This is a genomic window from Rhizobium tumorigenes (assembly GCF_003240565.2).
Lineage (GTDB): Bacteria > Pseudomonadota > Alphaproteobacteria > Rhizobiales > Rhizobiaceae > Rhizobium > Rhizobium tumorigenes.
Genome location: NZ_CP117256.1, coordinates 127686 through 148577 on the forward strand (window position 1 = coordinate 127686; position 20892 = coordinate 148577).

Here is a 20892-nt window from a genome sequence, read left to right on the forward strand (position 1 = left end):
TGGAGACCCAGTCCTAGAGCCGGAATGATGGAAGAACGCCGACACGGAATCCGGAATACGGATCTGTAACTGCAGCAGCGTTTTGCACCGTCCCTACGCCAGTATGAACTGGATCAGGTTCAACGGGTCACTGCGCGCGATAGCAGAATCTCAGCCCCTTGACGGGACACCCCTGGTGAATATGCAAAGCCTACGGGAGCTTTCTGAAGGGGTCAAGAGGCATCCGCCGTCGTATCCAAAGGTGTGAAGAGCTTGCCGCCTTGAAGGGATCTGAACTCTCAGCACTCCATTTGTCTTCGTCACGTCGATGATGAGGAAGTCGAGAATGCGCAATGGATCCGCGCTGGCGCCGCAAAGAACCGGCATCTTCGCCGGCTGGTCGATGTTATCATTCGAACCACGGTTCGATGTCAGGAATTGAACTCCGTAGCCGTTGGCATCCTGAAAGCCGGCGAGACTGCTGATCCCCATCGATGGGGAACCGGCCGGAAGCTGGCATCGACGCTCGCAGCAGTTCAAGGAAAGGAGGCAGGCTGTCTTCAACCTCCTCGCTGATGGCATGGTTCTAAGCAATGTCGCATCGCCGGTGAGGATCGAAGCCATGGGAAGGCGGACCCCCCAGCAGTCCTAAATAGCACTGCAAGGCCACCGTGCGAGAACAGTCCGGAGCCGAAGAGACCGCCCATCGCCCTGACAGTGCTGACAGTGCTTACAACCACGCGCCCGAAAGATCCTACTTGGCAATTGACAGAAGATGAAAAATCGGTTTCTCTAACCTGAGAAATCGTTTTTTCAATTGTTGAATGTGACAGGTTGGAAGCTGAATGGTTGGTGGCGACGCTATGGGAGCCGCCTCTGCAGGTCGGTCGCAGGGGATTCAACGCACGACTATTAAAGACGTCGCCCTTGCCGCCGGCGTGTCGGTTTCGACGGCCTCCAAGGCGTTGAACGAGCGCGGGCGCATGACCTTGGAGACTCGCGAGCGAATCCAGGGAATCGCGCAAAAACTGGGTTTTCGGCCGAACGCCATGGCGCGCGCACTTGTTCACCAGCGCTCGTTTACCCTTGGTCTTCTGACTAACGACACATACGGCCGCTTCACCTTGCCGATCGCGGCCGGCCTCTCGGCTGCGATGGCAGATCGCGGGGTGTCGGTCTTCCTGTGCGCCATTGACGACGACCCGGAGCGCGTGAGGCTCAATGTGGAAACGATGGAGGATAAGCGCGTCGATGGGCTGGTCGTTTCCGGAAAGCGTATCGACCGTGTCTTGCCGGTCGATCTCCCGGCCGTTCACATGCCTGTCGTCTACGTCAATGCGGCTTGCCCTCCAGGCGCCATAGGGTTCGTCCCGGACGACGAAGGCGGCGCCCATTCGGCCGTCGCCCATCTTGTCAGCCTCGGTCGCAAGCGCATTGCCCATGTAACTGGTCCTCGGGGTTTCGGTGCCGTCGGGCTGCGCGAAAAGGGCTGGCTGCGGGCGCTATCTGAAGCATCTCTACCCTGCTTTGGGGCGGCGCTGTCCGGAGAATGGTCCGAAGGTTTCGGCTACGAAAGCGGACAGCGGCTGATTGCCAATCGTGAGGCCGAGCGGCCCGATGCCATATTTTGCGGCAACGACCAGATCGCTCGTGGTCTGATCGACGCCTTGACGCTTTCAGGTGTCCGTGTGCCGGAGGACATCGCGGTCATCGGCTTCGACAACTGGGAAATCTTTGCAACAGCAACGCGTCCGCCTCTGACCACGGTGGACATGGGACTGAAGGAGCTTGGACGCCAGGCCGGCCTCACGCTCCTAGACCTTATCGACGGCAAGCCGGTGGAGGCCGGACAGCGGCAGCTACCGTGTCGTCTTAAGGTGCGACAATCCTGCGGCTCGGAGGCGCCGTCGGCAGACTAGAATTCAACCGTACCCGTAACCGGGTGCAAAATTGGGAGGGGAATGAAATGAAGACTTGGATAATTGGGCTCGGTGGATTTGTCATGACGGCGCTTGCCCTGCCGTTACCCGCCAGTGCGGATACATTCACGCTCTGGACGCGATCCGACAGCTCGACCTTCATGCCGAAGCTCGTCGAAGCATTCAACAAGAGCCAGAAGGAGCACCAGGCGAATTTGCAGATCGTGCCGGTCAACGAACTGGTGCAGAAATACGCTGTAGCAGCAGCAGGCGGGACGGCGCCGGATGCCTTGTCCCTCGACCTGATCTACACGCCCGCCTTCGCCGCGGCCGGTCAATTGGAGGACTTGACCGACTTCGCGAAGTCCCTGCCCTATTTCAACGCTCTTTCGAAGGCCCATATTTCTGTCGGCACCTATAAGGACCACATCTACGGCGTGCCGTTCTCCGCCGACGGTTCGGTGCTCATCTGGAACAAGAAGTTGTTCAAGCAGGCGGGTCTCGATCCGGACAAGGGTCCGGCGACCTGGGCGGAAATCCGCGCCGATGCTGAGAAGGTCAATGCGCTGGGCGGAGATATCAAAGGCTTCTACTTTTCCGGCAACTGCGGTGGCTGCAACATCTTCACCTTCACGCCGCTGATATGGGCGTCGGGCGGAGATATCTTCTCTTCTGATGGCCGCAAGGTGACGCTGGATACGCCGCAGATGCGGGATGCGATCTCTTTCTATCAAGGCATGGCAAAGGATAAGCTCATCCCGGCGGGCGCACAGACGGACACCGGGGCCAATTTCTTCTCTGCCTTTGCCACCGGCAAGATCGGCATTACACCGTCCGGCTCCTTTGCAATCGGCGCGCTCAACTCTCAAAACCCGGATCTCGAATACGGCGTAGCCCCCCTTCCGGGCAAGGACGGCGGCTCCTCCTCCTTTGCCGGCGGCGACAATTTCGTCGTCTCCAAAGGCACGAAGAAAATGGATGCGGTAAAGGCGTTCCTCGAGTTTTCCTATTCGCTCGACGGCCAGAAGCTGCTTGCCCGCAACGGTTCCCTGCCGATCCGCAGCGATATCGCCAAGGAAGCGCTGGCAGGCCTCGATTCACGCTATCTGATTGCTGCCGACGCGATGGCCAAGGGCCGGACACCCTACTCCACGGTCTTCAACGATCTCATCAACTCCGCCAACGGCCCATGGATCACCATGTTGAACACGGCTTTCTTCGGCGGACCGGATGCAATCGAACCGGCGATCCAGGCCGCGCAGAGCGCCATGCAGTCGATCGTCGACACCGCGCCCTGAGGGCTCGATCCTAAAAGGCGGAGCCGTGCGGCTCCGCTGCATGGATATCAGCGGAGGACTAGACAATGTCAGGCAACACCCCGGCGATGCCAAGCGGCGCGTCCAATGCCTTCCTGCGCCCCCGGCGCAAGCCGCGTCGTGACTGGATGGGACTTCTCTACGTGGCCCCGGCGCTGGCTCTGGTCCTCGTCTTCTTCCTGTTGCCTCTCGGCATGACCGCCTGGATGTCGCTGCACAACTGGCCGCTGATCGGCGTGCCGCGCTGGATCGGCTTTGCCAACTACAAGGCGCTCTGGAACGACGTCAATTTCTGGAACGCGCTCGCCTTCACCGTTCGCTACACCATCGCTGCCACGGTCGGGCTCATGCTGGTGGGCTTCGCGCTCGCTCTTCTCGTGGAAAAGCCGCGACCGTTCGCCGGCGTCTATCGCACCGCGTTTTTTCTGCCGGTGGTGATCGGCTTCGCTTCGGCGAGCCTTTTGTGGAGCTGGTTGTCGAATGTCGACAGCGGATTGTTTTCTCCGCTGGCCGAAGCGCTGGGACTGACGGACGGCCGCCTGAACCTTCTTGCCACCTTCGCACCCGCCTTCTGGTCGGTAACCGCCATGGTGATCTGGAAGATGTCGGGCTTCTACATGGTCATCCTGATGAGCGGGCTGCACTCCATTCCGGCTGACTTCACGGAAGCCGCCCGGATCGACGGCGCGAGCGCGCTGCAACGGTTCCGGTTCATAACGCTGCCTCTGGTGCGACGGCCCTTCGCCCTTGCGCTTATCCTTTGCGTTTCCGGCTCGATGCTCGCCTTCGACCAATTCTACATCATTCTCGCCGGCGGACCGCAGAACAAGACGATCACCGCAGTGTACTGGATTTTCAGCCAGTCCTTCGTGTCCTTCCGTCTCGGTTATGGCGCAGCGCTCTCCATGGTCCTGCTCGCCATTCTGGTGGTGCTGAGCGTGATCCAGCTGCGTCTGCTGGGTGATCGAGAGGCAGCACAATGACGATGACCGCGACGTTATCCGCAGCAAAGGCAGCGCCGGCGCGCAGACGCGGCAATGCCCGACTGTACAGGGTGCTGTTTCACATCACCGGCCTGCTCGTCGCACTGCTGTTCTTGGCGCCGATTGCGCTCGTGCTGCTCGCGTCTTTCCGCCCGCCCGCGATGGCGGGAAACGGATTGCTTTCGACCCAGGGCCTTGGTTTCGGAAACTACGGCCGGCTCGAGGATTTCGGCGCCGGCATCCTGCACTACGCCACCAACAGCCTGTTCGTCGCTGTCGCCACGGCGGCTTTGACAGTCGTGGTCTCGGTCTTTGCCGGCTACGGATTTTCACGCTTCCGTTTTCCGTTCAAGGCGGTGGCTTTCGTCCTCATTCTGTCGACGATCATGGTTCCGTTTCAATCCATCCTGACACCGCTGTTCCTGATCCTTGCCAAGCTCGGGCTGCAGAATACGCTGAGCGGACTTGTTCTAATCTATGTCACGCTGCAACTGCCCTTTTCAGTCTTCATGATGCGCAATGCCTTTGACGCGGTGCCCAAGGAGATCGAGGAGGCGGCGCGCATCGACGGCGTGAAGGGACTGCGGGCACTGGTCTACGTCATGGGACCCCTGGTGTTCCCGGGTGTCGTTTCGGTTGGCCTTTTTGCCTTCCTCAACGCTTGGAACGAATTTCTGGCGGCGCTTGTGCTGTTGACCGACCAAGACCGCTACACGCTGCCGGTGCTCGTTACGGCTGTGCGCTCCGGCCATTACGGCTCCGTCGACTGGGGTGCCGTGCAGGCCGGCGTCACCGTCATGATGATCCCCTGCCTGCTGCTCTTTCTCGCTCTCCAGCGCTATTACATCCGCGGCCTGACGGCCGGCGCGGTGAAGTAGGCGCACCACCGATCCAATAGAGGACCAACGTCATGAGCATGCCTACTCCAGCCGCCAACGCGATCCGCCGGAACGCCAAATTTCGCCCACCGGCCGTCCACCGGGTGCGCGTCGGTGGCTTCTTCGGCCCCCGCATCGAAACCATCGCTACCGCCACGGCCCACACCCTGCTCGACCGCTGCATCGAAGCGGGCATGCTGGACCAGGTCGATCCGGACCGCCCGAACCCCGGGCTGCGCATTCCATACCAGCAGGGCAACGACACCGTCAGCACCCAGATGTTCTGGGATTCCGATTTCGGCAAGAGCATCGAGGCGGCAGCCTATGGGCTTCTGCACAAGCCGGATGCCGCGCTTGAGGCCAGGATCGACGAGATCGTCGATGCCTATGGACGACTGCAGGACGAGAATGGCTACCTGAATTCCTGGTATCAGCGGATCGAGCCGGGCAAGCGCTGGACCAACCTGCGCGATTGCCATGAGCTCTATGATGCCGGCCACCTGATGGAAGGCGCCGTTGCCTATTACCACGTCACCGGCAAACGCAAATTCCTCGATATCATGGCGCGCTGTGCCGATCATATCGCCACCATCTTCGGGCCTGGAGAAGACCAGAAGCCAGGCTATTGCGGACATCCGGAAATCGAGCTTGCGCTTGTCAAGCTCGGGCGCGCCACCGGCGAGCAACGCTATCTCGAGCTAGCCCGCTTCTTCGTCAACGAGCGTGGCCAACGGCCTGACGGCAAGCATTATTACGATCTGGAAGCCCACGCCCGGGGCCGTGATCCGTCCGATTATCACTTTGCGACATATGAGTATTCACAGAGCCATGTGCCGGTGCGCGATCAGCGCCATGTGGTCGGCCATGCCGTGCGTGCGGCCTATCTCTATTCCGGGATGGCCGATGTCTCGACCGAGTTTGGCGACGACAGTCTGAAGCCGGCGCTGGAGGCAATCTGGGCTAACCTCACGGAAAAAAACCTCTATGTCACGGGTGGTTTCGGCCCTTCCGCCCACAACGAGGGACTGACCTTCGACTACGACCTTCCAAACGAAACGGCCTATGCCGAGACGTGTGCTGCCGTGGCGCTGGTCTTCTGGGCCAGCCGCATGCTGGGGCTGGGTCCCGATCGCGCCTATGCTGACGTCATGGAGCGGGCGCTCTACAACGGTGCTCTGGTCGGTCTCTCCATCGACGGCACCCGGTTCTTCTATGACAATCCCCTGGAAAGCCGCGGCAAGCATCATCGCTGGACCTGGCATCGGTGCCCCTGCTGCCCGCCGAATATCGCACGGCTGGTGGCGTCGGTCGGCACCTACATGTATGGCGAGGCAGAAGACGAAATCGCCGTGCACCTTTACTGCGAGGGCATTGCCGATCTGGAAACGGCGGCTACGCCTGTCCGGATCCGCCAGGAAACCATTTACCCCCTGGACGGCGCAATCCGGCTGACGCTGGAGCCGCAGCAGCCGGCCGAGTTTACTCTTTCCCTGCGCCTGCCGGCCTGGTCACCGGGCGTAACGATCCGTGTCAACGGCGCGCCGGTCGATCGTGCCGCCGTCGAGCAGAAGGGGTATGCGAGGCTGCCCCGCCTTTGGCAGTCGGGAGATGTCGTGGAACTCGATCTCGAAATGCCGGTGCAGCGGCTTCACGCTCATCCGAAGGCCGGCATCGATCAGGGGCGTGTCACACTCCAGCGCGGCCCGCTGGTCTATTGCCTTGAGGGCGTCGACAATGGAGATGACCTGAACTCCCTCGTCCTTCAACCGCAAAGTCGCTTTCGCTGCGAGCCCGTGAACGCACTTGGTGCCATCCCGGCACTTGTAACGACCGGTCTACGCGAAGTCGCCGCTGGCGAAAGCCTCTACACGGAAAGGCCGCCTCGACGGGAGGAGGCGGAAATCCGGGCGGTTCCATATCATCTGTGGGACAATCGCGCGGCGGGAGAGATGCTGGTCTGGATCCGGACGGAGGGTGGGCAATGAATGCTGTGGACATGAGAGTGGCATCTCACCTTTCAGCCCAGACCAGCGGCGTCGATCTGAGGGGCGTCTCCAAGAGCTTCGGCGCGGTCGACGTCATCCACGACATCGACCTTTCCATTGCGGCCGGCGAATTCGTCGTGTTCGTGGGGCCGTCCGGCTGTGGAAAGTCGACGCTTCTGCGGCTGATTGCCGGATTGGAGGAGACAAGCCGGGGCGAAATCCTCATCGGCGGACGCGACGTCACGGATGCAGATCCCTCGGATCGCGGCATCGCCATGGTTTTCCAGTCCTATGCGCTTTACCCGCACATGACCGTCGCCCAGAACATGGGGTTTGGCCTGCGCATGGCGCATCGGCCGAAGAAGGAAGTCGCCGATATGGTGCAGGCGGCGGCCGAAATCCTGCATCTTTCCCCCCTGCTCGATCGCCGTCCGGGCCAGCTCTCCGGCGGTCAGCGCCAGCGCGTCGCGATCGGCCGGGCCATCGTGCGCGACCCGAGGGTATTCCTGTTCGATGAGCCGCTCTCCAACCTCGATGCCGAATTGCGGGTCGGAATGCGCATCGAAATCGCCCGGCTGCACAAGCAACTCGGCAACACGATGATCTACGTCACACACGACCAGACCGAAGCCATGACGCTGGCGGACAAGATCGTCGTCCTGCGGGCTGGCCGCATCGAACAAATCGGCTCCCCGTTCGACCTCTACAACGATCCCGACAACCTGTTCGTCGCCTGCTTTATCGGCAGCCCCAAGATGAACATCCTGCCGGCGAGCTACGAGGCCGGCTCGCTTGTGATCGGCGGCCAGCGCCTATCGTTCGCCGCGCCCGCTGGCCTGCCGGCAAACGGTGAACTGCAGTTCGGCATACGACCTGAACATCTGCGCCCGACCCGCGAGAACGAGCAGGGGCTCAGTCTTACCGTCGATTTTACGGAATTCCTGGGTGGTGCTACCTATCTCTACGGGCAGCTTCAGCCCGGTATGTCGCTGGTCGTCCAAGGGGGCCGGGGCCCAGCGCCGAATGTCGGGCAGACGATTTCTGTGGCATTCGATCCGGCGGATGCGCGCTTGTTCGATGCCGACGGACAACGGATCCGTGAGGCAGCGTCTTGAGAGACGTATCACTCTGGACCGTTGGTCTGTCAAACTGCATTGTTTGTTCCGAGCTTTCGAAAGGAGTCAAACCTCGGGGCCCACCCGGCAAATAATTGCCGTCGGGAAATCGAGGCTTTTGCACGTCAGGTTCGGATTCAATGGCGACACTGACCTGATGTGATGGACGGCCTCCGCTGCCGGCACCACAATGTGCCAAGATGTGGGGTGTCGAACTCACATCAGGAGATGCATCCATGGAGAAGGTTGCTACTATTGGCCTGGATATTGCCAAGCAGGTATTTCAGGTTCACGGGATCAATGAGGCTGGGGCGATCGTGTGCCGTCGCAGGCTTCGCCGCGATGATGTCGTTGCGTTCTTTAAAGTATTGCCGCCGTGCCTGATCGGGATCGAGGCTTGCGCGACCGGACACCACTGGGCTCGGGTTCTCATAGCACTGGGTCACGAGGCTCGGTTAATGCCGGCATCTTACGTCAAGCCCTACGTGAAGCGTCAGAAGAATGATGCGACCGACGCTGAAGCGATCTGCGAGGCGGTGACCCGGCCAACTATGCGCTTCGTTCCGGTCAAGAGCGAGGAGCAACAGAGCGTGCTGATGCTGCATCGGGTTCGCGAGCTTTTGATTCGGCAACGGACGATGCTTGTGAACGCCTTGCGCGGACACCTCGCAGAGTTCGGCATTGTTACGCGGCAGGGTGCTGCCGGCGTCGGAACGCTTATCGCGTTGGTCGAAGATGGTGACCAAGATGTCATTCCGCCGCTTGCGCGGTCCGCACTTCTTTCGCTGGTAAGGCAGTTACGAGAGGTGCATGAGAAAGTCAGCGAAATGGACTGCCAAATTCAGGCTTGGCATCGAGCGAACGAATTGAGCCGTCGCTTGGAGACGATCCCTGGAATCGGCCCTATTACAGCCAGTGCGATTGCCGCGACTGTGGCAGACGCGTCTCTCTTCAAATCCGGCCGACAATTGGCGGCTTGGATCGGTCTCGTACCACGGCAGAACTCATCGGGTGGCAAAGACCGTCTCGGGAGGATCAGCAAACAAGGTGATCCCTATCTGCGACGTCTTCTCGTCGTTGGCGCGCACGCGGTCCTTCGCTTCAGTAAGAACCGCAAAACGGCACCGACGCGTTGGGCGGCCGATCTTTTGGCGAAGAAGCCTTACAACGTCGTCGCTGTTGCTTTGGCGAACAAAATGGCGCGGATCGTGTGGGCGTTGATGTCAACGGGAAAGCGCTTTGAAGCTGCCGGCACCATTTAACAGCTCCGGACAATGCAGAAATTGGTGAGGTGCTGATGGTGTGATGGCGTACGGTCGAGCCGGGATTGGAAAAACCCGATCAGTGGGTGTCGCTTGAAAGCGCGTTGACCTGTCTGGGATCCAATCAACGGACTACATCAGGGCCAGCGGCATGAACACGCCGCAATCAAAGGCCGAATACATGCCTGCACCCGACCAATCCGTCAGAAACGTCAAATTGCCCCTTGCCACGCGGAGGCCGTCCATACATGCCCCTTGCCACGCGGAGGCCGTCCATACATGCCACTGAACTTTCATCCAGCGATGGTTAGGGCCTCGGCGGCTTTGAATACGCCAAATGGCGCGGTGTGAGCAACCGGCGGAAACGCGAAGCTTTCATATTGCGTAGCGGTTGGAGCCGGTTGCAGCGATGATCCCGGCATAGTCTGCCGGGGTGTGATATCCGAGCGATGAGTGCGACCGAATATGATTATAATCCACCGCCCATTCAGCGATAGCGCTGCGGGCATGATCGAGGCCGAAGAAGACGCTCTAGTTGAGCAACTCGTCTCGCATGCGTCTGTTGAAGCTCTCGACACATCCATTCTGCATTGGCCTTCCGCGCGATGTTGTGCCATTCGACCTTGTGATCTTTCGACCAGGCCAGAATGGCATTCGAGGTGAGAGAGGTGGCTCGGTTTGTCTGAACAGTTTCGGGCGTTTGGCTAAGTGGATTTCCGCCTCGATTATGCCGCCACCATCATTGGTGCCAGCGCGTTGAAGTAGGCCTGATCCGGTGTCTGCCGGTCAAGGGATGAATGTGGGCGTCGGCTATTGTAGAAGGTAAGATATCGGCCGATGCCGACGCGGGCCTCGGACACGGTGTTGTAGGCGTGCAGGTAGACTTCCTCGTATTTGATCGAACGCCAGAGCCGTTCGACGAACACGTTGTCCCGCCACGCACCCTTGCCGTCCATCGAGATGGCGATCTCCGCCTTCTTCAACACGGCGGTGAAGTCGACAGAGGTAAACTGCGATCCCTGGTCGGTGTTGAAGATGTCGGGTTTGCCATATCGGGCAAGCGCCTCCTCAACCGCTTCGATGCAGAAGGCCGCTTCCATCGTGATCGACAGCCGCCACGACAGAACCCTCCGGCTGAACCAGTCCACGACGGCGCAGAGATAGACAAAACCGCGAGCCATCGGAACGTAGGTTATGTCCATTGCCCAGACTTGGTTGGGCCGGGTGACCGCCAACTTGCGCAGAAGATAGGGATAGATTTTGTGCCCAGGCGCTGGTTTTGAGGTGTTTGGGCGGCGATAAATCGCCTCGATGCTCATCTTCTTCATCAGCGTGGCGATGTGCAGCCGCCCAGTTTCCAGCCCTTCTCCCCTCAAGAGCCCTTGCAACATTCGACTTCCGGCAAACGGGTAGTCGAGATGCAGTTCGTCGATCCGCCGCATCAATGCAAGATCGCCGTCAGGTACCGGACGCGGCATGTAATAGACACTGCCACGGCTGAAGCCGAGAAGCTTCGCCTGGTGTGCGACCGACAGTGTATGTGAGCGGTCGATCATTTCTTTCCGCCCAGCAATCCCGCCTTGCCGAGCGCACCGGATAAAAAATCGTTCTCCAGTGTCAGCTCGCCGATCTTGGCGTGCAGTGTTTTGACATCGACGGTTGGACCCGCCGGTTCCGCCTTCGCTTCATCACTGAAAACGCCTGTCGCCCCCTCAAGGAGCTGGTCTTTCCACTGTTTGATCTGGTTGGCGTGCACATCGAACTGCTGGGACAACTCCACCAGTGTTTGCTCACCTCGGATGGCGGCGAGCGCCACCTTTGCCTTGAAAGCCGGGCTGTGGTTCCGGCGCGGTCGTCTCGTCATGGTATCTCCTGTTCCCGGCATCTAATCCGAAGTCAGGCAGAAATTCCACTTACCCTAGCTGTGCAGATTTCCCGAGCCAGCTCTATCGACGGATCGCGTCGAGATGCCCTGGATATAGGCCTCTTGTATAACGGCCGTCAGAGCCTTCTCGGCCATGCGGCGTGGTTCCAGGAAACTCGGGAAATAGCTACCTGTTCGCAGCTTGGGAATGCGCAGCTCCACTGTTCCGGCTCGCGTTTCCCAGTCGCGATCGCGGTAGCCATTGCGCTGGGCGAGACGAAGCGCTGTCTTCTCGCCATAGCCAGCACCCGTCGCGGCCCCAACTTCCAGTGCCATCAGCTTCTCGGCGGCAAAGCCAATCATCTCGCGCAGCAAATCCGCATCGGCGCTCTTCTCAACAAGCGAGCGCAGGTTCATCATGTCGTCGGTCATCGGTGGTGTCCTTCAGGTTGGTCATAAGCAACCCGACCCTACCGGAAAACACCGATGGCTATGAAACCCAGATACACCACGCGCTGGGACACGATCGAAGTCCCTCCGCTTTCGCCCGCAAAAGCATGGCCGCGGCCAAGTTGCCCCCTGCCGACCATCCGATAATAGCGATCCTGGAAGCCTCGTGATGTTCGAGAACGTAGCGATAGGTTGCCATGCAGTCATCGAGCGCTGCGGGATACGGATGGTCTGGTGGCACATGATAGTCGACACCGTAGCAAGAAATGCCCTGACTTTCGGCTTGGGAGCGGGCGCTCACCCGGCACGCCTCGCCGCCTCCGAAAACAAAAGCACCCCCATGAATATCGATAATTGCGGCGTCGCTATTAATCGCTTCAGCGGGCGTGGCAAGGTGCAGAGTGGTTTCTTCGAACTCGATCGTTTTCGCTTGAGTGGAGTGTCGCGCCGAGTGTGTCGGCCATAGAGGTGTAGTGGCGATCAACTATCGCTTTGACAGCAAGCCAAGCTCGATGATCGTCGGCTGCCGGCATGGCGTGGAGAGAATTGAGAGGCACCCCGTCATCACCGACCAGACGCCGGAGAACGGCCTGAGCTTCGGGACTGATGGATCGAGGGAATGGCAGCACTCTGGCGTCGATCCTAACCCCGGGTTGATCGTCGCTCATGAATGCTCCTAATCGGAAAGTTCGACAGCCTTATCGACGTTCGTGCTTATATCAACGGTGCGTTAAAAGGCAAAACGGCTTTTTGCATTGGCTCGGCCGCCCGAAAGGTCGAAACGGACAGGACATCAGCCCCCATGTACTGCCGCCATTGCGATCGAAACTGCGTTTCTTGGCAACGAAGCGACCGCCGCCTTGAAGCGATCGGAACTCACGGCGCCGGAATAGTTTTGATGGAACATATTTTGGATTGGCGCACTAGCGAGGCATGGATTTTAGCACCAAATGGTGCTAGCCAAGCGATCTGAAGGTAGGAGTCTTCGCATGCGATCCACTATCAATCTCGATGACAGCCTCATGGAACAGGCGAGATCCTTGACTGGAACAAAGGAAACAGCTGCGCTTGTCCGCCAAGCCTTGGAGACACTTGTGAGGGTCGAATCCGGAAAGCGCCTCGCTGCGCTCGGAGGTACCATGCCAGACGCAGAGGCAGCCCCTCGCCGCCGGAGCGAAGCGGCAAAGTGATACTCGTAGACACCTCGATCTGGATTGATCACTTCCGCCATAGTGACGCGGACTTGCGCAAAGTTATCGCGGACGACCGGCTACTCTGCCACCCCGTCGTTATCGGTGAACTGGCGCTCGGCAGTCTTCGCGACCGCGGGGTCGTCATGGCATTCTTTTCGGCGCAGCGAGAGGCACTTGTCGCTAGCCATGATGAAGTAATGACGATGATCGATCGGCACTCGATTTTCAGCATGGGGATCGGCTACACGGATGCACATTTGCTGGCTTCGACACTGCTCGACAGGCGATTGTTGTTATGGACCAGAGACAAGCGCTTAGCTGCCGCGGCACAAAAAGCGGGTGCTTCGCTGTATGCACCCACCATCGCGCCAAACTGAAGCCTTGAAGGATGGCATTCAGATCCATCGCCTTGAAAGGATATGAACCAACGACCCTGTTATTTGAATAGAGCTAACGCACTGAGATGTCACAGCGGGGAAAGTCGTTTGACTTAAGGGGGAAAGGCTGATTCGGGGCCGTTATCGGACTGACCGGTATCGGCGGGGAATTCGTGAAAGCTGACATCTAGCATCCGACAGGCACGAAGTCCGCGCGGCATTTAGCGCAGGTTCGATCGAATACCGGGGTAGAAGTGCAAATCAGCGAGATCCCTCTTTTAGGTGCCTTATTTGCCGGGCTTGCTAGATTTGCTGGGTTTGAGGGACGGTGTATTACCTGGTGAGCTTTTGTTATCACGGCGGCGCTGATCCGGTTTCCCTGTGGATTTCGCTATCGGCTTTGGTCCTGGTTTAAGTGCCATGAGTGCTCTCCTTTTTTGCTTTAAGAAAATAAGCCTGCACGTACCTTCTGACGAGGCTTAGGACACAGCAATACTATGTAACAGTCCACACTAGTTCTGACCTAAGTCAAGGTCCACCAATGGATATTCATACAGTAGCAACACCTCACGAAAATCGGCAGGCCAGGCCGGAGGCACTTTGCCTCACTGTCCCTATCAGTGGCGGTGAGGGCGATCGGGTTATTCCGTAGGGACGAAGTTTCTGAGAGCCTGCTGTCGGCCAGGATTGGCGGCGGCCTCGGCCGGTCACGTTGAGTGAGGTGCAACCGTCCGTTTCAGGGGCAAAGCCGGCTCCCTGCGCTGTCCTTCACTACCAGAGCGGCACACCGACCGGCAGCTCTCTGCGCATTGCTGCCGTTTGTCTAGGATGCAGCGAAAGACGGCCTGCAGGACGGTTCGGGAACCGGATGAACGACCGATTTGACGGTGCAGTGCTGCCGCAGCCCCGCTCAAGGAGATCGTTTAGGGGCCAAGTGCTCTTCACGAAGGCAATATCAGCACAGCAAAGTGAATGCTTGCACCGGAGGGAAGCCGCGTCGGGGGGCCGCGACTTCCCTCGCCTCCCCTCAGAGCGTCATTTTTTCCTTCGGATGCGGGCTGTCCTCGTAGGCGCCCCAGATCGACTGGTCGAAATTGATTGTAGCGCCTGTCATCAGGCCGCTTTCCTCCGACGAAAGATAGGCGCAGGCGCGGGCGACTTCGGCCGGGTCGACGAGGCGGCCGATGGGCTGGCGGGCAGCGGCGTCCTTCAGCCAGTCGGCAGGCGCGCCGTGATATTCCCGCTGAATGCGATCCTCGCCGTCGGTCGACATCCAGCCGATATTGAGGGCATTGCAGCGGATACGGTTCTTGAGCAGGCCGAAGGCGACATTGCGGGTGAGCGTATCGAGCGCACCCTTGGAGGCGCAATAGGCCGCGATGAAGGGCTGGCCGGCCATCGAGGACATGGAGGAGATGTTGACGATCGTGCCCTCGATGCCATCGCGCAGCATCAGCTTCACCGCATCCTGGATCAGGAAGAAGGGCGCACGGGTGTTGACCGCAAAGATGCTGTCGAACAGCGCTTCGTCCGTGTCGAGGATCGTGCCGCGATCGGTCAGTGCGGCAACATTGATCAGCGCATCGATGCGGCCGAAGGTCTGGTCGGCGGCTGCAATCACGGCGCGGCAATCCTCGACGCGGCCGAGATCGGCGGCCACGAAGGTGACCGGCGTGCCGTAGCGTTCGGTGATCTCCTTCGCCTTTGCCTCCCCCTTTTCACGGCCCCGCCCGCAGATCACCAGACCGCCTGCCCCGCGTTCGGCAAAGAGCCTGGCCACTTCCGCGCCTGAGCCTTGCGTTCCGCCGGTAACAACGGCGATCTCTCCATCCAGTCTCCCCATGTCGCTCTTCATCCTCCCTGTCATGCCTTGCTCCTTCATGCCTTGCGCTTTGCCGCCTGAGTATCCACCAAGCTCGCGAAGACCTGAGGCTCCATCCCAGCCTCAAGCGCTTCCGCCATCATGGTGTTCTGCGTCTTCGGCGCAAGACCGCCGACCGGGGGATCTCGGTCGAGATTGGTTGGAAAGGCATAGCCCTCGGCGGTTGCGGCGATAGCATTGGCCACCTCGGACAGGGTCAGTGATCCAGATGTCCGGGCGGCCAGAAGCGGCGGATAGACGGCCTTGCACATGGCGTCGCGATCGACGGATTCCATGGCGCGGCCAAAGGCTGAGGAGACCTGCAAAAGGTTCACCATGCGCCAGATGTCCTTGGAGACATTGTTGCCGGCGCCATGCATCAGCGCTGGACTGAAGAACACGGCGTCACCCTTGGCGAGAGGCAATTGCACGTGGTGTTCGGCAAATACGGTCTGGAATTCCGGACGCCCGAAGGCAAGGTATCCCTCGAAGAAGGATTGCGAATAGGGCAGGAATAGCGTCGGCCCGCTTTCGATAGGCATGTCACAATGGGCAACCGCACCCTGCAGGGTAAGCACCGGCGAGATCGCGTGGATATGGCCGGGATAGGCTTGCATCTGCTCTGGAGACATGAAGCCGAGATGATAATCGCGATGCGGAACCTGCGCCTTGCCGCCGGGGTTCACCCGGTTCATCTGTGCGGTCATCTGGTAGCCTCGGCCGAGCCAGGCTTCTGACGCCATGGCGATCGCGTCAGAGGCGTAGTAGCGGGCGAAATTCTCAGGGGCGGCGAGCGCGTGTTTCTGCAGCGAATTCCAGATGCGATCATTTGCGCCGGGCTTGGCGAAATGGTCGGCGGCAGCTCTGCCACCTTCCTTCTCTGCCGCGACGATAGCGTTGAAGACATCAGTCGCGCCGTCGACGACAGTCAGGTCGGCAATGGCCCGCTTGATGACGATGACGCCGGGGCCGGTCGAGAAGGCTTCGATCCATTCCGCCATCAATTCGAGGCGGGCATCCGGGTCGCGAGCGATCTCGCGGACCCTCGATCCATCATAGATCAACACGTTCTTCACGACGCCGGAGGCAAACGGCCAGTCGTGCGGATTCGTGGTCCGTGCCACCAATGCCTCGAAGTCGTCAATCTTGCCACTCTCCTTATCGAGCCAGACTTTTTGGCGACGGCGGCTGGTCAGGGTCTGCGTATCCATGGTGTTCCTCCCAATGTTTCTCTCCAGACTTGACCATAACCAACCGTAGTGGGAGAGATGAGCAGGAAAACACCTCAAAAATACCTCAGGAGTGGATTAATGGCTCCGCCGTTCCCGCTAAAGGACATCGCCCTGCAATCGGGGCTCAGTCTCGCGACTGTCGACCGGGCCCTGCATGGCCGTGCGCATGTCGCGCACGCCACGGCGCTGAAGATCGAGGCAGCGATGGTGGAACTGGAGCGGCAATATGCCGACTCATGCATCGGCGGGCGGCGCCTCGTCATAGACGTGGTGATGGAAACGCCGCAGCGATTTTCGAATGCGGTACGCGCGGCCTTCGAGGCCGAACTTCCCGGCATGAGGCCGGCTTCGCTGTCGACCCGTTTTCACGTGGCCGAGACCATGGAAGAGCGCGATCTCCTTGCTATCCTTAATCGCATCCGCCGGCGCGGCAGCCATGGTGTTGTCGTCAAGGTGCCCTCGACACCAGCGATCGCGCATATGGCAAGCGAGTTGATGGCAAGCGGCATTCCCGTTGTGACGCTGGTGACCGATCTGCCCGTGCCTGCCCGCCAGGGTTATGTGGGAATGGACAATCGCGTAGCCGGTGCAACAGCCGCCTATATGGTCGCCCGCATGGCGGGGCAGGCGACAGGCAAGGTGTTGCTGACGCTGTCGAGCGCTCGTTTCTCCGGCGAGGAAGAACGCCACCGCAGCTTTCGCGACGCGCTTCACAAGGACGCACCGCATCTTGGCATCACGACTATATCAGAGGGGTTCGGTGTCGACCGCACGACGGAAAGGCTGGTGAAGGCGGCGCTTGTCGCCGATAACGAAATACGCGCCGTCTATTCGATTGGCGGCGGCAATCGGGCGATCCTGAAGGCCTTCGCCGAAGACAGGCGCCGGATCGACGTCTTCGCCGCCCACGATCTCGATGCCGACAACCGCAGCCTGTTGACGCAAGGCCTTCTCACTTTCGTCATCCATCACGACCTACGCCAGGACGCCCGCAGCGCCTGCCAGATGGTCATGGCGCATCACCGGATGCTGCCGAGAGATTTCCAAGTGGCACCGTCGCGGGTCGCAATTGCCACGCCATATGAAGTGTTCTGAAACAGAACGATCATCTCATTGTCGCTACCAGCCGCATGTCCGGTTTTCGGTTGTCTTGAAATTCTGCTCTATGCCCGAAACGAAGGCGCAAGGCTGCCATGGGCCACAGCCCTGTTGAGCAAAAAGTGGAACCAAGATTTCAGGTCTTGAGCCGAATCGAACCATCGACCTACAATTCTAAAGGCTTAGGCGACCCAAGGATTGATAACTCTCACTCCGGCTGCCTCAAATGGGCTTGTATCTCGCGTTGCGACCGCGAGATGGTTTTCTGCTGCCGTAGCAGCAATGCATCCATCAGCCTTCCCGATCGCCTTTCCTGATGTTCGGGCGCTAGCCATCAGCTTCGCGTAGAATTGCGCTGTGCCTACGTTAAAAGGTAGAACGCGCCCGTCAAAGATGGGAAGAACTTCACCTTCAAGGCGATCGTGGAGAATTGTCTGACGCTTTCCTGAGGGCATTGAGGCAATCCCGAAACGAAGTTCGGCAATTGAAATCGCAGAGATGAATAGCGTCTCGATGGCCTGTGCATCCAGCCAAGTCAGCACAGCAGTATCAGGAGCCGGCTTCCAAGGCTCCGATACTACATTAGTGTCTAGCAAGATCATTCGAAAATCATCGGTTCTGCCGGGGTCCTGTCGCGCTGTTGTTGCAGCGCTTCGACGTCACTGTCTGACAGTTTGGCATCACGACCAATGGCCGCGAGCAATGATCCGAGTTTCACGCGTCCAGATGGACGAACAGCGGCTTCAAGAATGTCACGAATTTCGGCCTCGGTACTACGGCCGTGGTGAGTTGCTCTTGCGCGTAATGCCCGATGCGTTTCATCAGAGATGTTTCGAATGGTCACAGCCGCCACTGGTTCAATCCTATCTATATTTTGACTTGATATCAAAATAGTAGAAACGATAGCATTTTTCAAGTCGTTCTGGGAGAAAGAAACGGATCCTAGGCCGCGCACTCATAAACGGGGTTTGCAAATCAGCCTGATTTTGATTCATTGAGGCTTTGATTTGGAGGCCTCTCATGACCCGTCGCCGGTTTGATCTCACCGATTTCGAGTGGTCTGTGATCCAGCCTTTGTTGCCGAACAAGCCGCGTGGCGTGCCACGCGTTGACGACCGCCGTGTGATCAACGGTATTTTGTGGCGTTTCCGGACAGGCTCGCCCTGGGCAGACGTTCCGGACCGATATGGCCCATACACAACTTGCTACAACCGGTTCGTTCGGTGGCGCAAAGCGGGTGTCTGGGACCATGTTTTGGGCGAGATTTCCAAGGCCTTCGATGGCGATATCGTCATGATCGACAGTTCCTGTGTCCGTGTCCATCAACATGCGGCCACGGGAAAAAGGGGGATCAAGACGATGGCTGCATGGGACGTTCCCGTGGCGGCCTGACCACCAAGATCCACGCCGTTGTCGATGCAGACGGCCGACCGGTCCGTCTGGCACTCACAGCCGGGCAAGCCCATGACGGTCGCATGGCTGAGCCGATGTTAAAGGATATATCCAAAGGTGCGATCCTGCTGGCGGACAAGGCTTACGACACCAATGCGATAAGAACATTGGCAAAGCAGAAGCAGGCCTGGGCCAACATCCCTGCCAAAAGCAATCGAAAGCAAAGCTTCCCCTTCAGCCAATGGGTTTACCGACAGCGAAATCTGGTCGAGCGTTTCTTCAGCAAACTCAAGCAGTTCAGAGGCATCGCAACGCGCTATGACAAAAACCCCCTCAACTTTCTGGCCGCCGTAAAATTGGCAGTAGCAAGAATCTGGATCAGATCGTTATGAGTCTACGGCCTAGCACTACTTTGGCAGAATTGAATTTTTGCTATGAAAGTGTTGTTGACAGTGCGGACATCGGATCTGTGCTGGCGGTATAGTAAGCGCATTGATCACGGCTCGACGGACGGCTGGCAAGGTCGGTTCAGGCGGCCCACAGCGAACTCGTCGCTTCTTTTTTTTCCCGCTTTGCAGTTTGCAATCTCTGGTGCTGGAGAAAAGCATAAGCGATCATCGTCATCAGAGCGTGCCGATGTAGGCCTTGCCACGATCGGCCCTCGAAGTGATCGAGACCGAGCTCCTCTTTCATCTGCTGATGCGCCTGTTCGCAGACCCATCTCGCCTTGATCGCGGCCGCCAGCACTTTCAATGTCGCATCGACCGGCAAATTGGACAGGTAGTATTTGCGCTCGTCGTTTGATCGCCATTCGCCAACTAGCCAGGCCGCTTCGCCCGGCATGTGCTGCTGTCCCTTGTCATAGATGCGCTGCGGCGTGCCATCGGCGATCCGGATGCGCAATGCTGCAAACCGTGCGGTCAGGCGACCTTTTGTGCCGCGGCGCCAACTGACCTTCTTCCAGCTTGCAGATGCCAACATCGTTTCGGCGGCAACCGAAAGGGTGTCGGGGATCGAATGTTTGCGAGGACGGCCATGACCGGAGACGGAAAAGATCAATCCAACATCATCGGGATAAACCTTCTGATGCTTGGGGATACCGACCGCCCAAGTGAGGCCACGTTCACTTAAGCCCTTTCGGAACGCAGCCGACAGGCCGTAACCTGCGTCAGCCAGCACTGTGCCAAACCGGACACCGGTCACGATCAACCGATCGATCTCGGCAAGAGCAATCTCCGGCTTCGTGCGAGAGGTCCGCATGTCGTCTGGGACCCCAGCCTTCGCCATGCGCTCCTGATCACCGATCCAGCTATCCGGCAGGAACAGACGCAGGCCAACCGGGACCGGCACCTCGTCTCGCGCAAGCGTCACTGACACCAGCGTCTGGCAATTTGCTCTCTTGCCCAGCATCGAGGCGTATTGCGGCGCTACTCCGACGGAATGATCCCCCTTCTTCGGCAGGCCGGTGTCATCAATCACCAGAAACGCATCGGATGCGCCAACGATCCTGTCCGCCTGCAGCGCGAGCTCGGCCTCAAGAGGAACAGCATCCCAAAGGCCGTCGGAAATGAAATGGTGGAGACGGTCGTACTGGCCTGGAGCGAACCGTTCCGCCATCGGCTCAATACTCTTGCGGTCTCCGGGACCGATAAGCCCCGACACATAAAGTGGACACATCTGTCGCCGTTTCTTGTGTCCAAGCTTCTCCAGAAACGGCTGCAAAAATGCTGAAAGCTCTATATCCCAATCCGCCATATCGCGCCCCAAAAGTGAGAGCGCAAATCATCTCAAACCAGGCTTGCCCGAATCTGCCAAAGTAGTGCTAGTAAGCGCTCTTCGCCTTGATGCGATATGAACGGCCGGACCGGGGCCTCGCAGAGGGTTGAAACGCGTACGGACAGCCGGGGCAGAAAAAGACAGGCCATCCTGATGTTATGAAGATTGAACCTCCAACAATCATATGGCTGACGACATGCAGGATAAAAATT

The 20892-nt window shown here is 59.0% G+C and carries 19 protein-coding genes, 2 pseudogenes and 1 riboswitch; of the genes and pseudogenes, 11 read left to right on the forward strand and 10 right to left on the reverse strand.

Features of this window, described 5'->3' with window-relative positions; all coding sequences use genetic code 11:
* Positions 1 to 72 precede the first annotated feature (72 nt).
* A riboswitch (TPP riboswitch) is annotated at positions 73 to 184 on the reverse strand.
* The gene (locus tag PR017_RS18375) at positions 151 to 603 is read right to left on the reverse strand and encodes a GSU2403 family nucleotidyltransferase fold protein (protein ID WP_154677457.1); all 453 of its coding nucleotides are present in this window, start codon (positions 601 to 603) and stop codon (positions 151 to 153) included. It overlaps the preceding riboswitch by 34 nt.
* Positions 604 to 842: 239 nt before the next feature.
* On the opposite strand from PR017_RS18375, the gene PR017_RS18380 reads away from it, so the two are divergent.
* The 7 genes from PR017_RS18380 (at position 843) to PR017_RS18410 (ending at position 9437) form a co-directional block, all read left to right on the forward strand.
* A complete protein-coding gene (locus tag PR017_RS18380; RefSeq protein WP_111218187.1) occupies positions 843 to 1898 on the forward strand; it encodes a LacI family DNA-binding transcriptional regulator in 1056 nt (351 codons plus the stop codon).
* A gap of 47 nt (positions 1899 to 1945) precedes the next feature.
* The gene (locus PR017_RS18385) at positions 1946 to 3196 is read left to right on the forward strand and encodes an ABC transporter substrate-binding protein (protein WP_111218180.1); all 1251 of its coding nucleotides are present in this window, start codon (positions 1946 to 1948) and stop codon (positions 3194 to 3196) included.
* Between the two features lie 86 nt (positions 3197 to 3282).
* Positions 3283 to 4197 (forward strand): carbohydrate ABC transporter permease, encoded by a 915-nt coding sequence (locus PR017_RS18390; protein WP_161959304.1) that lies wholly within the window; start codon positions 3283 to 3285, stop codon positions 4195 to 4197.
* A 2-nt stretch (positions 4198 to 4199) separates the two neighbouring features.
* Positions 4200 to 5075, forward strand: a complete 876-nt coding sequence (locus PR017_RS18395; RefSeq protein ID WP_111218189.1) for a carbohydrate ABC transporter permease — start codon at positions 4200 to 4202, stop codon at positions 5073 to 5075.
* 32 nt (positions 5076 to 5107) lie between these two features.
* Positions 5108 to 7060 (forward strand): glycoside hydrolase family 127 protein, encoded by a 1953-nt coding sequence (locus tag PR017_RS18400; RefSeq protein ID WP_240538910.1) that lies wholly within the window; start codon positions 5108 to 5110, stop codon positions 7058 to 7060.
* A 17-nt stretch (positions 7061 to 7077) separates the two neighbouring features.
* Positions 7078 to 8175: an ABC transporter ATP-binding protein gene (locus PR017_RS18405; protein WP_275113016.1), complete on the forward strand. Its 1098-nt coding sequence runs from the start codon at positions 7078 to 7080 to the stop codon at positions 8173 to 8175.
* A gap of 236 nt (positions 8176 to 8411) precedes the next feature.
* Positions 8412 to 9437, forward strand: a complete 1026-nt coding sequence (locus PR017_RS18410; protein WP_111218184.1) for an IS110 family RNA-guided transposase — start codon at positions 8412 to 8414, stop codon at positions 9435 to 9437.
* A gap of 293 nt (positions 9438 to 9730) precedes the next feature.
* Here the strand turns inward: PR017_RS18410 and PR017_RS18415 are convergent.
* The 4 genes and pseudogenes from PR017_RS18415 to PR017_RS18430 all read right to left on the reverse strand — a co-directional run.
* Positions 9731 to 10107 (reverse strand): annotated as a pseudogene (locus tag PR017_RS18415) (integrase core domain-containing protein); the annotation flags it as partial.
* A gap of 55 nt (positions 10108 to 10162) precedes the next feature.
* A protein-coding gene (locus tag PR017_RS18420; protein ID WP_279619546.1) for an IS3 family transposase occupies positions 10163 to 11301 on the reverse strand; the annotation gives its coding sequence in 2 pieces (ribosomal slippage) (positions 10163 to 11043 and positions 11043 to 11301; 1140 coding nt in all).
* A gap of 84 nt (positions 11302 to 11385) precedes the next feature.
* Positions 11386 to 11733, reverse strand: a pseudogene (locus tag PR017_RS18425) (transposase); the annotation flags it as partial.
* A gap of 58 nt (positions 11734 to 11791) precedes the next feature.
* Positions 11792 to 12235 (reverse strand): alpha/beta hydrolase, encoded by a 444-nt coding sequence (locus tag PR017_RS18430; RefSeq protein ID WP_240538815.1) that lies wholly within the window; start codon positions 12233 to 12235, stop codon positions 11792 to 11794.
* Between the two features lie 505 nt (positions 12236 to 12740).
* Between PR017_RS18430 and PR017_RS18435 the strand changes: the two genes are divergently transcribed.
* Complete coding sequence (locus PR017_RS18435) at positions 12741 to 12941, forward strand: type II toxin-antitoxin system VapB family antitoxin (RefSeq protein ID WP_111215818.1); 201 nt, start codon at positions 12741 to 12743, stop codon at positions 12939 to 12941.
* Entirely contained in the window at positions 12938 to 13321 is a 384-nt protein-coding gene (locus PR017_RS18440; RefSeq protein WP_111215816.1) for a type II toxin-antitoxin system VapC family toxin, read from the forward strand. Before PR017_RS18435 ends, PR017_RS18440 begins: the two co-directional genes overlap by 4 nt.
* Positions 13322 to 14348: 1027 nt before the next feature.
* On the opposite strand, the gene PR017_RS18445 is transcribed toward PR017_RS18440, so the two are convergent.
* Both PR017_RS18445 and PR017_RS18450 read right to left on the reverse strand, forming a co-directional pair.
* Entirely contained in the window at positions 14349 to 15176 is an 828-nt protein-coding gene (locus PR017_RS18445; protein WP_111215821.1) for an SDR family oxidoreductase, read from the reverse strand.
* Between the two features lie 23 nt (positions 15177 to 15199).
* Positions 15200 to 16393, reverse strand: coding sequence for a phytanoyl-CoA dioxygenase family protein (locus tag PR017_RS18450; RefSeq protein ID WP_111215815.1), 1194 nt, complete (start codon positions 16391 to 16393; stop codon positions 15200 to 15202).
* A gap of 99 nt (positions 16394 to 16492) precedes the next feature.
* Here PR017_RS18450 and PR017_RS18455 point away from each other — a divergent pair, with 99 nt between their 5' ends.
* Complete coding sequence (locus PR017_RS18455; RefSeq protein WP_240538814.1) at positions 16493 to 17509, forward strand: LacI family DNA-binding transcriptional regulator; 1017 nt, start codon at positions 16493 to 16495, stop codon at positions 17507 to 17509.
* 185 nt (positions 17510 to 17694) lie between these two features.
* On the opposite strand, the gene PR017_RS18460 is transcribed toward PR017_RS18455, so the two are convergent.
* Positions 17695 to 18114: a type II toxin-antitoxin system VapC family toxin gene (locus PR017_RS18460; protein WP_111215811.1), complete on the reverse strand. Its 420-nt coding sequence runs from the start codon at positions 18112 to 18114 to the stop codon at positions 17695 to 17697.
* Positions 18111 to 18365 (reverse strand): FitA-like ribbon-helix-helix domain-containing protein, encoded by a 255-nt coding sequence (locus PR017_RS18465; RefSeq protein ID WP_111215819.1) that lies wholly within the window; start codon positions 18363 to 18365, stop codon positions 18111 to 18113. Before PR017_RS18465 ends, PR017_RS18460 begins: the two co-directional genes overlap by 4 nt.
* Before the next feature lie 167 nt (positions 18366 to 18532).
* Between PR017_RS18465 and PR017_RS18470 the strand changes: the two genes are divergently transcribed.
* A protein-coding gene (locus tag PR017_RS18470; protein WP_111215810.1) for an IS5 family transposase occupies positions 18533 to 19296 on the forward strand; the annotation gives its coding sequence in 2 pieces (ribosomal slippage) (positions 18533 to 18848 and positions 18848 to 19296; 765 coding nt in all).
* 136 nt (positions 19297 to 19432) lie between these two features.
* On the opposite strand, the gene PR017_RS18475 is transcribed toward PR017_RS18470, so the two are convergent.
* Positions 19433 to 20659 (reverse strand): IS701 family transposase, encoded by a 1227-nt coding sequence (locus tag PR017_RS18475; protein WP_111219125.1) that lies wholly within the window; start codon positions 20657 to 20659, stop codon positions 19433 to 19435.
* Between the last annotated feature and the right edge of the window lie 233 nt (positions 20660 to 20892).

What these genes read in the sequence shown, in the direction of transcription:
- PR017_RS18390 (WP_161959304.1), top strand. Translation starts at nt 3,283, where the DNA reads ATGCCAAGCGGCGCGTCCAATGCCTTCCTGCGCCCCCGGCGCAAGCCG.
- PR017_RS18450 (WP_111215815.1), bottom strand. Translation starts at nt 16,393, where the DNA reads ATGGATACGCAGACCCTGACCAGCCGCCGTCGCCAAAAAGTCTGGCTC.
- PR017_RS18395 (WP_111218189.1), top strand. Translation starts at nt 4,200, where the DNA reads ATGACCGCGACGTTATCCGCAGCAAAGGCAGCGCCGGCGCGCAGACGC.
- PR017_RS18435 (WP_111215818.1), top strand. Translation starts at nt 12,741, where the DNA reads ATGCGATCCACTATCAATCTCGATGACAGCCTCATGGAACAGGCGAGA.
- PR017_RS18475 (WP_111219125.1), bottom strand. Translation starts at nt 20,659, where the DNA reads ATGGCGGATTGGGATATAGAGCTTTCAGCATTTTTGCAGCCGTTTCTG.
- PR017_RS18460 (WP_111215811.1), bottom strand. Translation starts at nt 18,114, where the DNA reads ATGATCTTGCTAGACACTAATGTAGTATCGGAGCCTTGGAAGCCGGCT.
- PR017_RS18455 (WP_240538814.1), top strand. Translation starts at nt 16,493, where the DNA reads ATGGCTCCGCCGTTCCCGCTAAAGGACATCGCCCTGCAATCGGGGCTC.
- PR017_RS18375 (WP_154677457.1), bottom strand. Translation starts at nt 603, where the DNA reads ATGGCTTCGATCCTCACCGGCGATGCGACATTGCTTAGAACCATGCCA.
- PR017_RS18445 (WP_111215821.1), bottom strand. Translation starts at nt 15,176, where the DNA reads ATGAAGAGCGACATGGGGAGACTGGATGGAGAGATCGCCGTTGTTACC.
- PR017_RS18400 (WP_240538910.1), top strand. Translation starts at nt 5,108, where the DNA reads ATGAGCATGCCTACTCCAGCCGCCAACGCGATCCGCCGGAACGCCAAA.
- PR017_RS18385 (WP_111218180.1), top strand. Translation starts at nt 1,946, where the DNA reads ATGAAGACTTGGATAATTGGGCTCGGTGGATTTGTCATGACGGCGCTT.
- PR017_RS18380 (WP_111218187.1), top strand. Translation starts at nt 843, where the DNA reads ATGGGAGCCGCCTCTGCAGGTCGGTCGCAGGGGATTCAACGCACGACT.
- PR017_RS18410 (WP_111218184.1), top strand. Translation starts at nt 8,412, where the DNA reads ATGGAGAAGGTTGCTACTATTGGCCTGGATATTGCCAAGCAGGTATTT.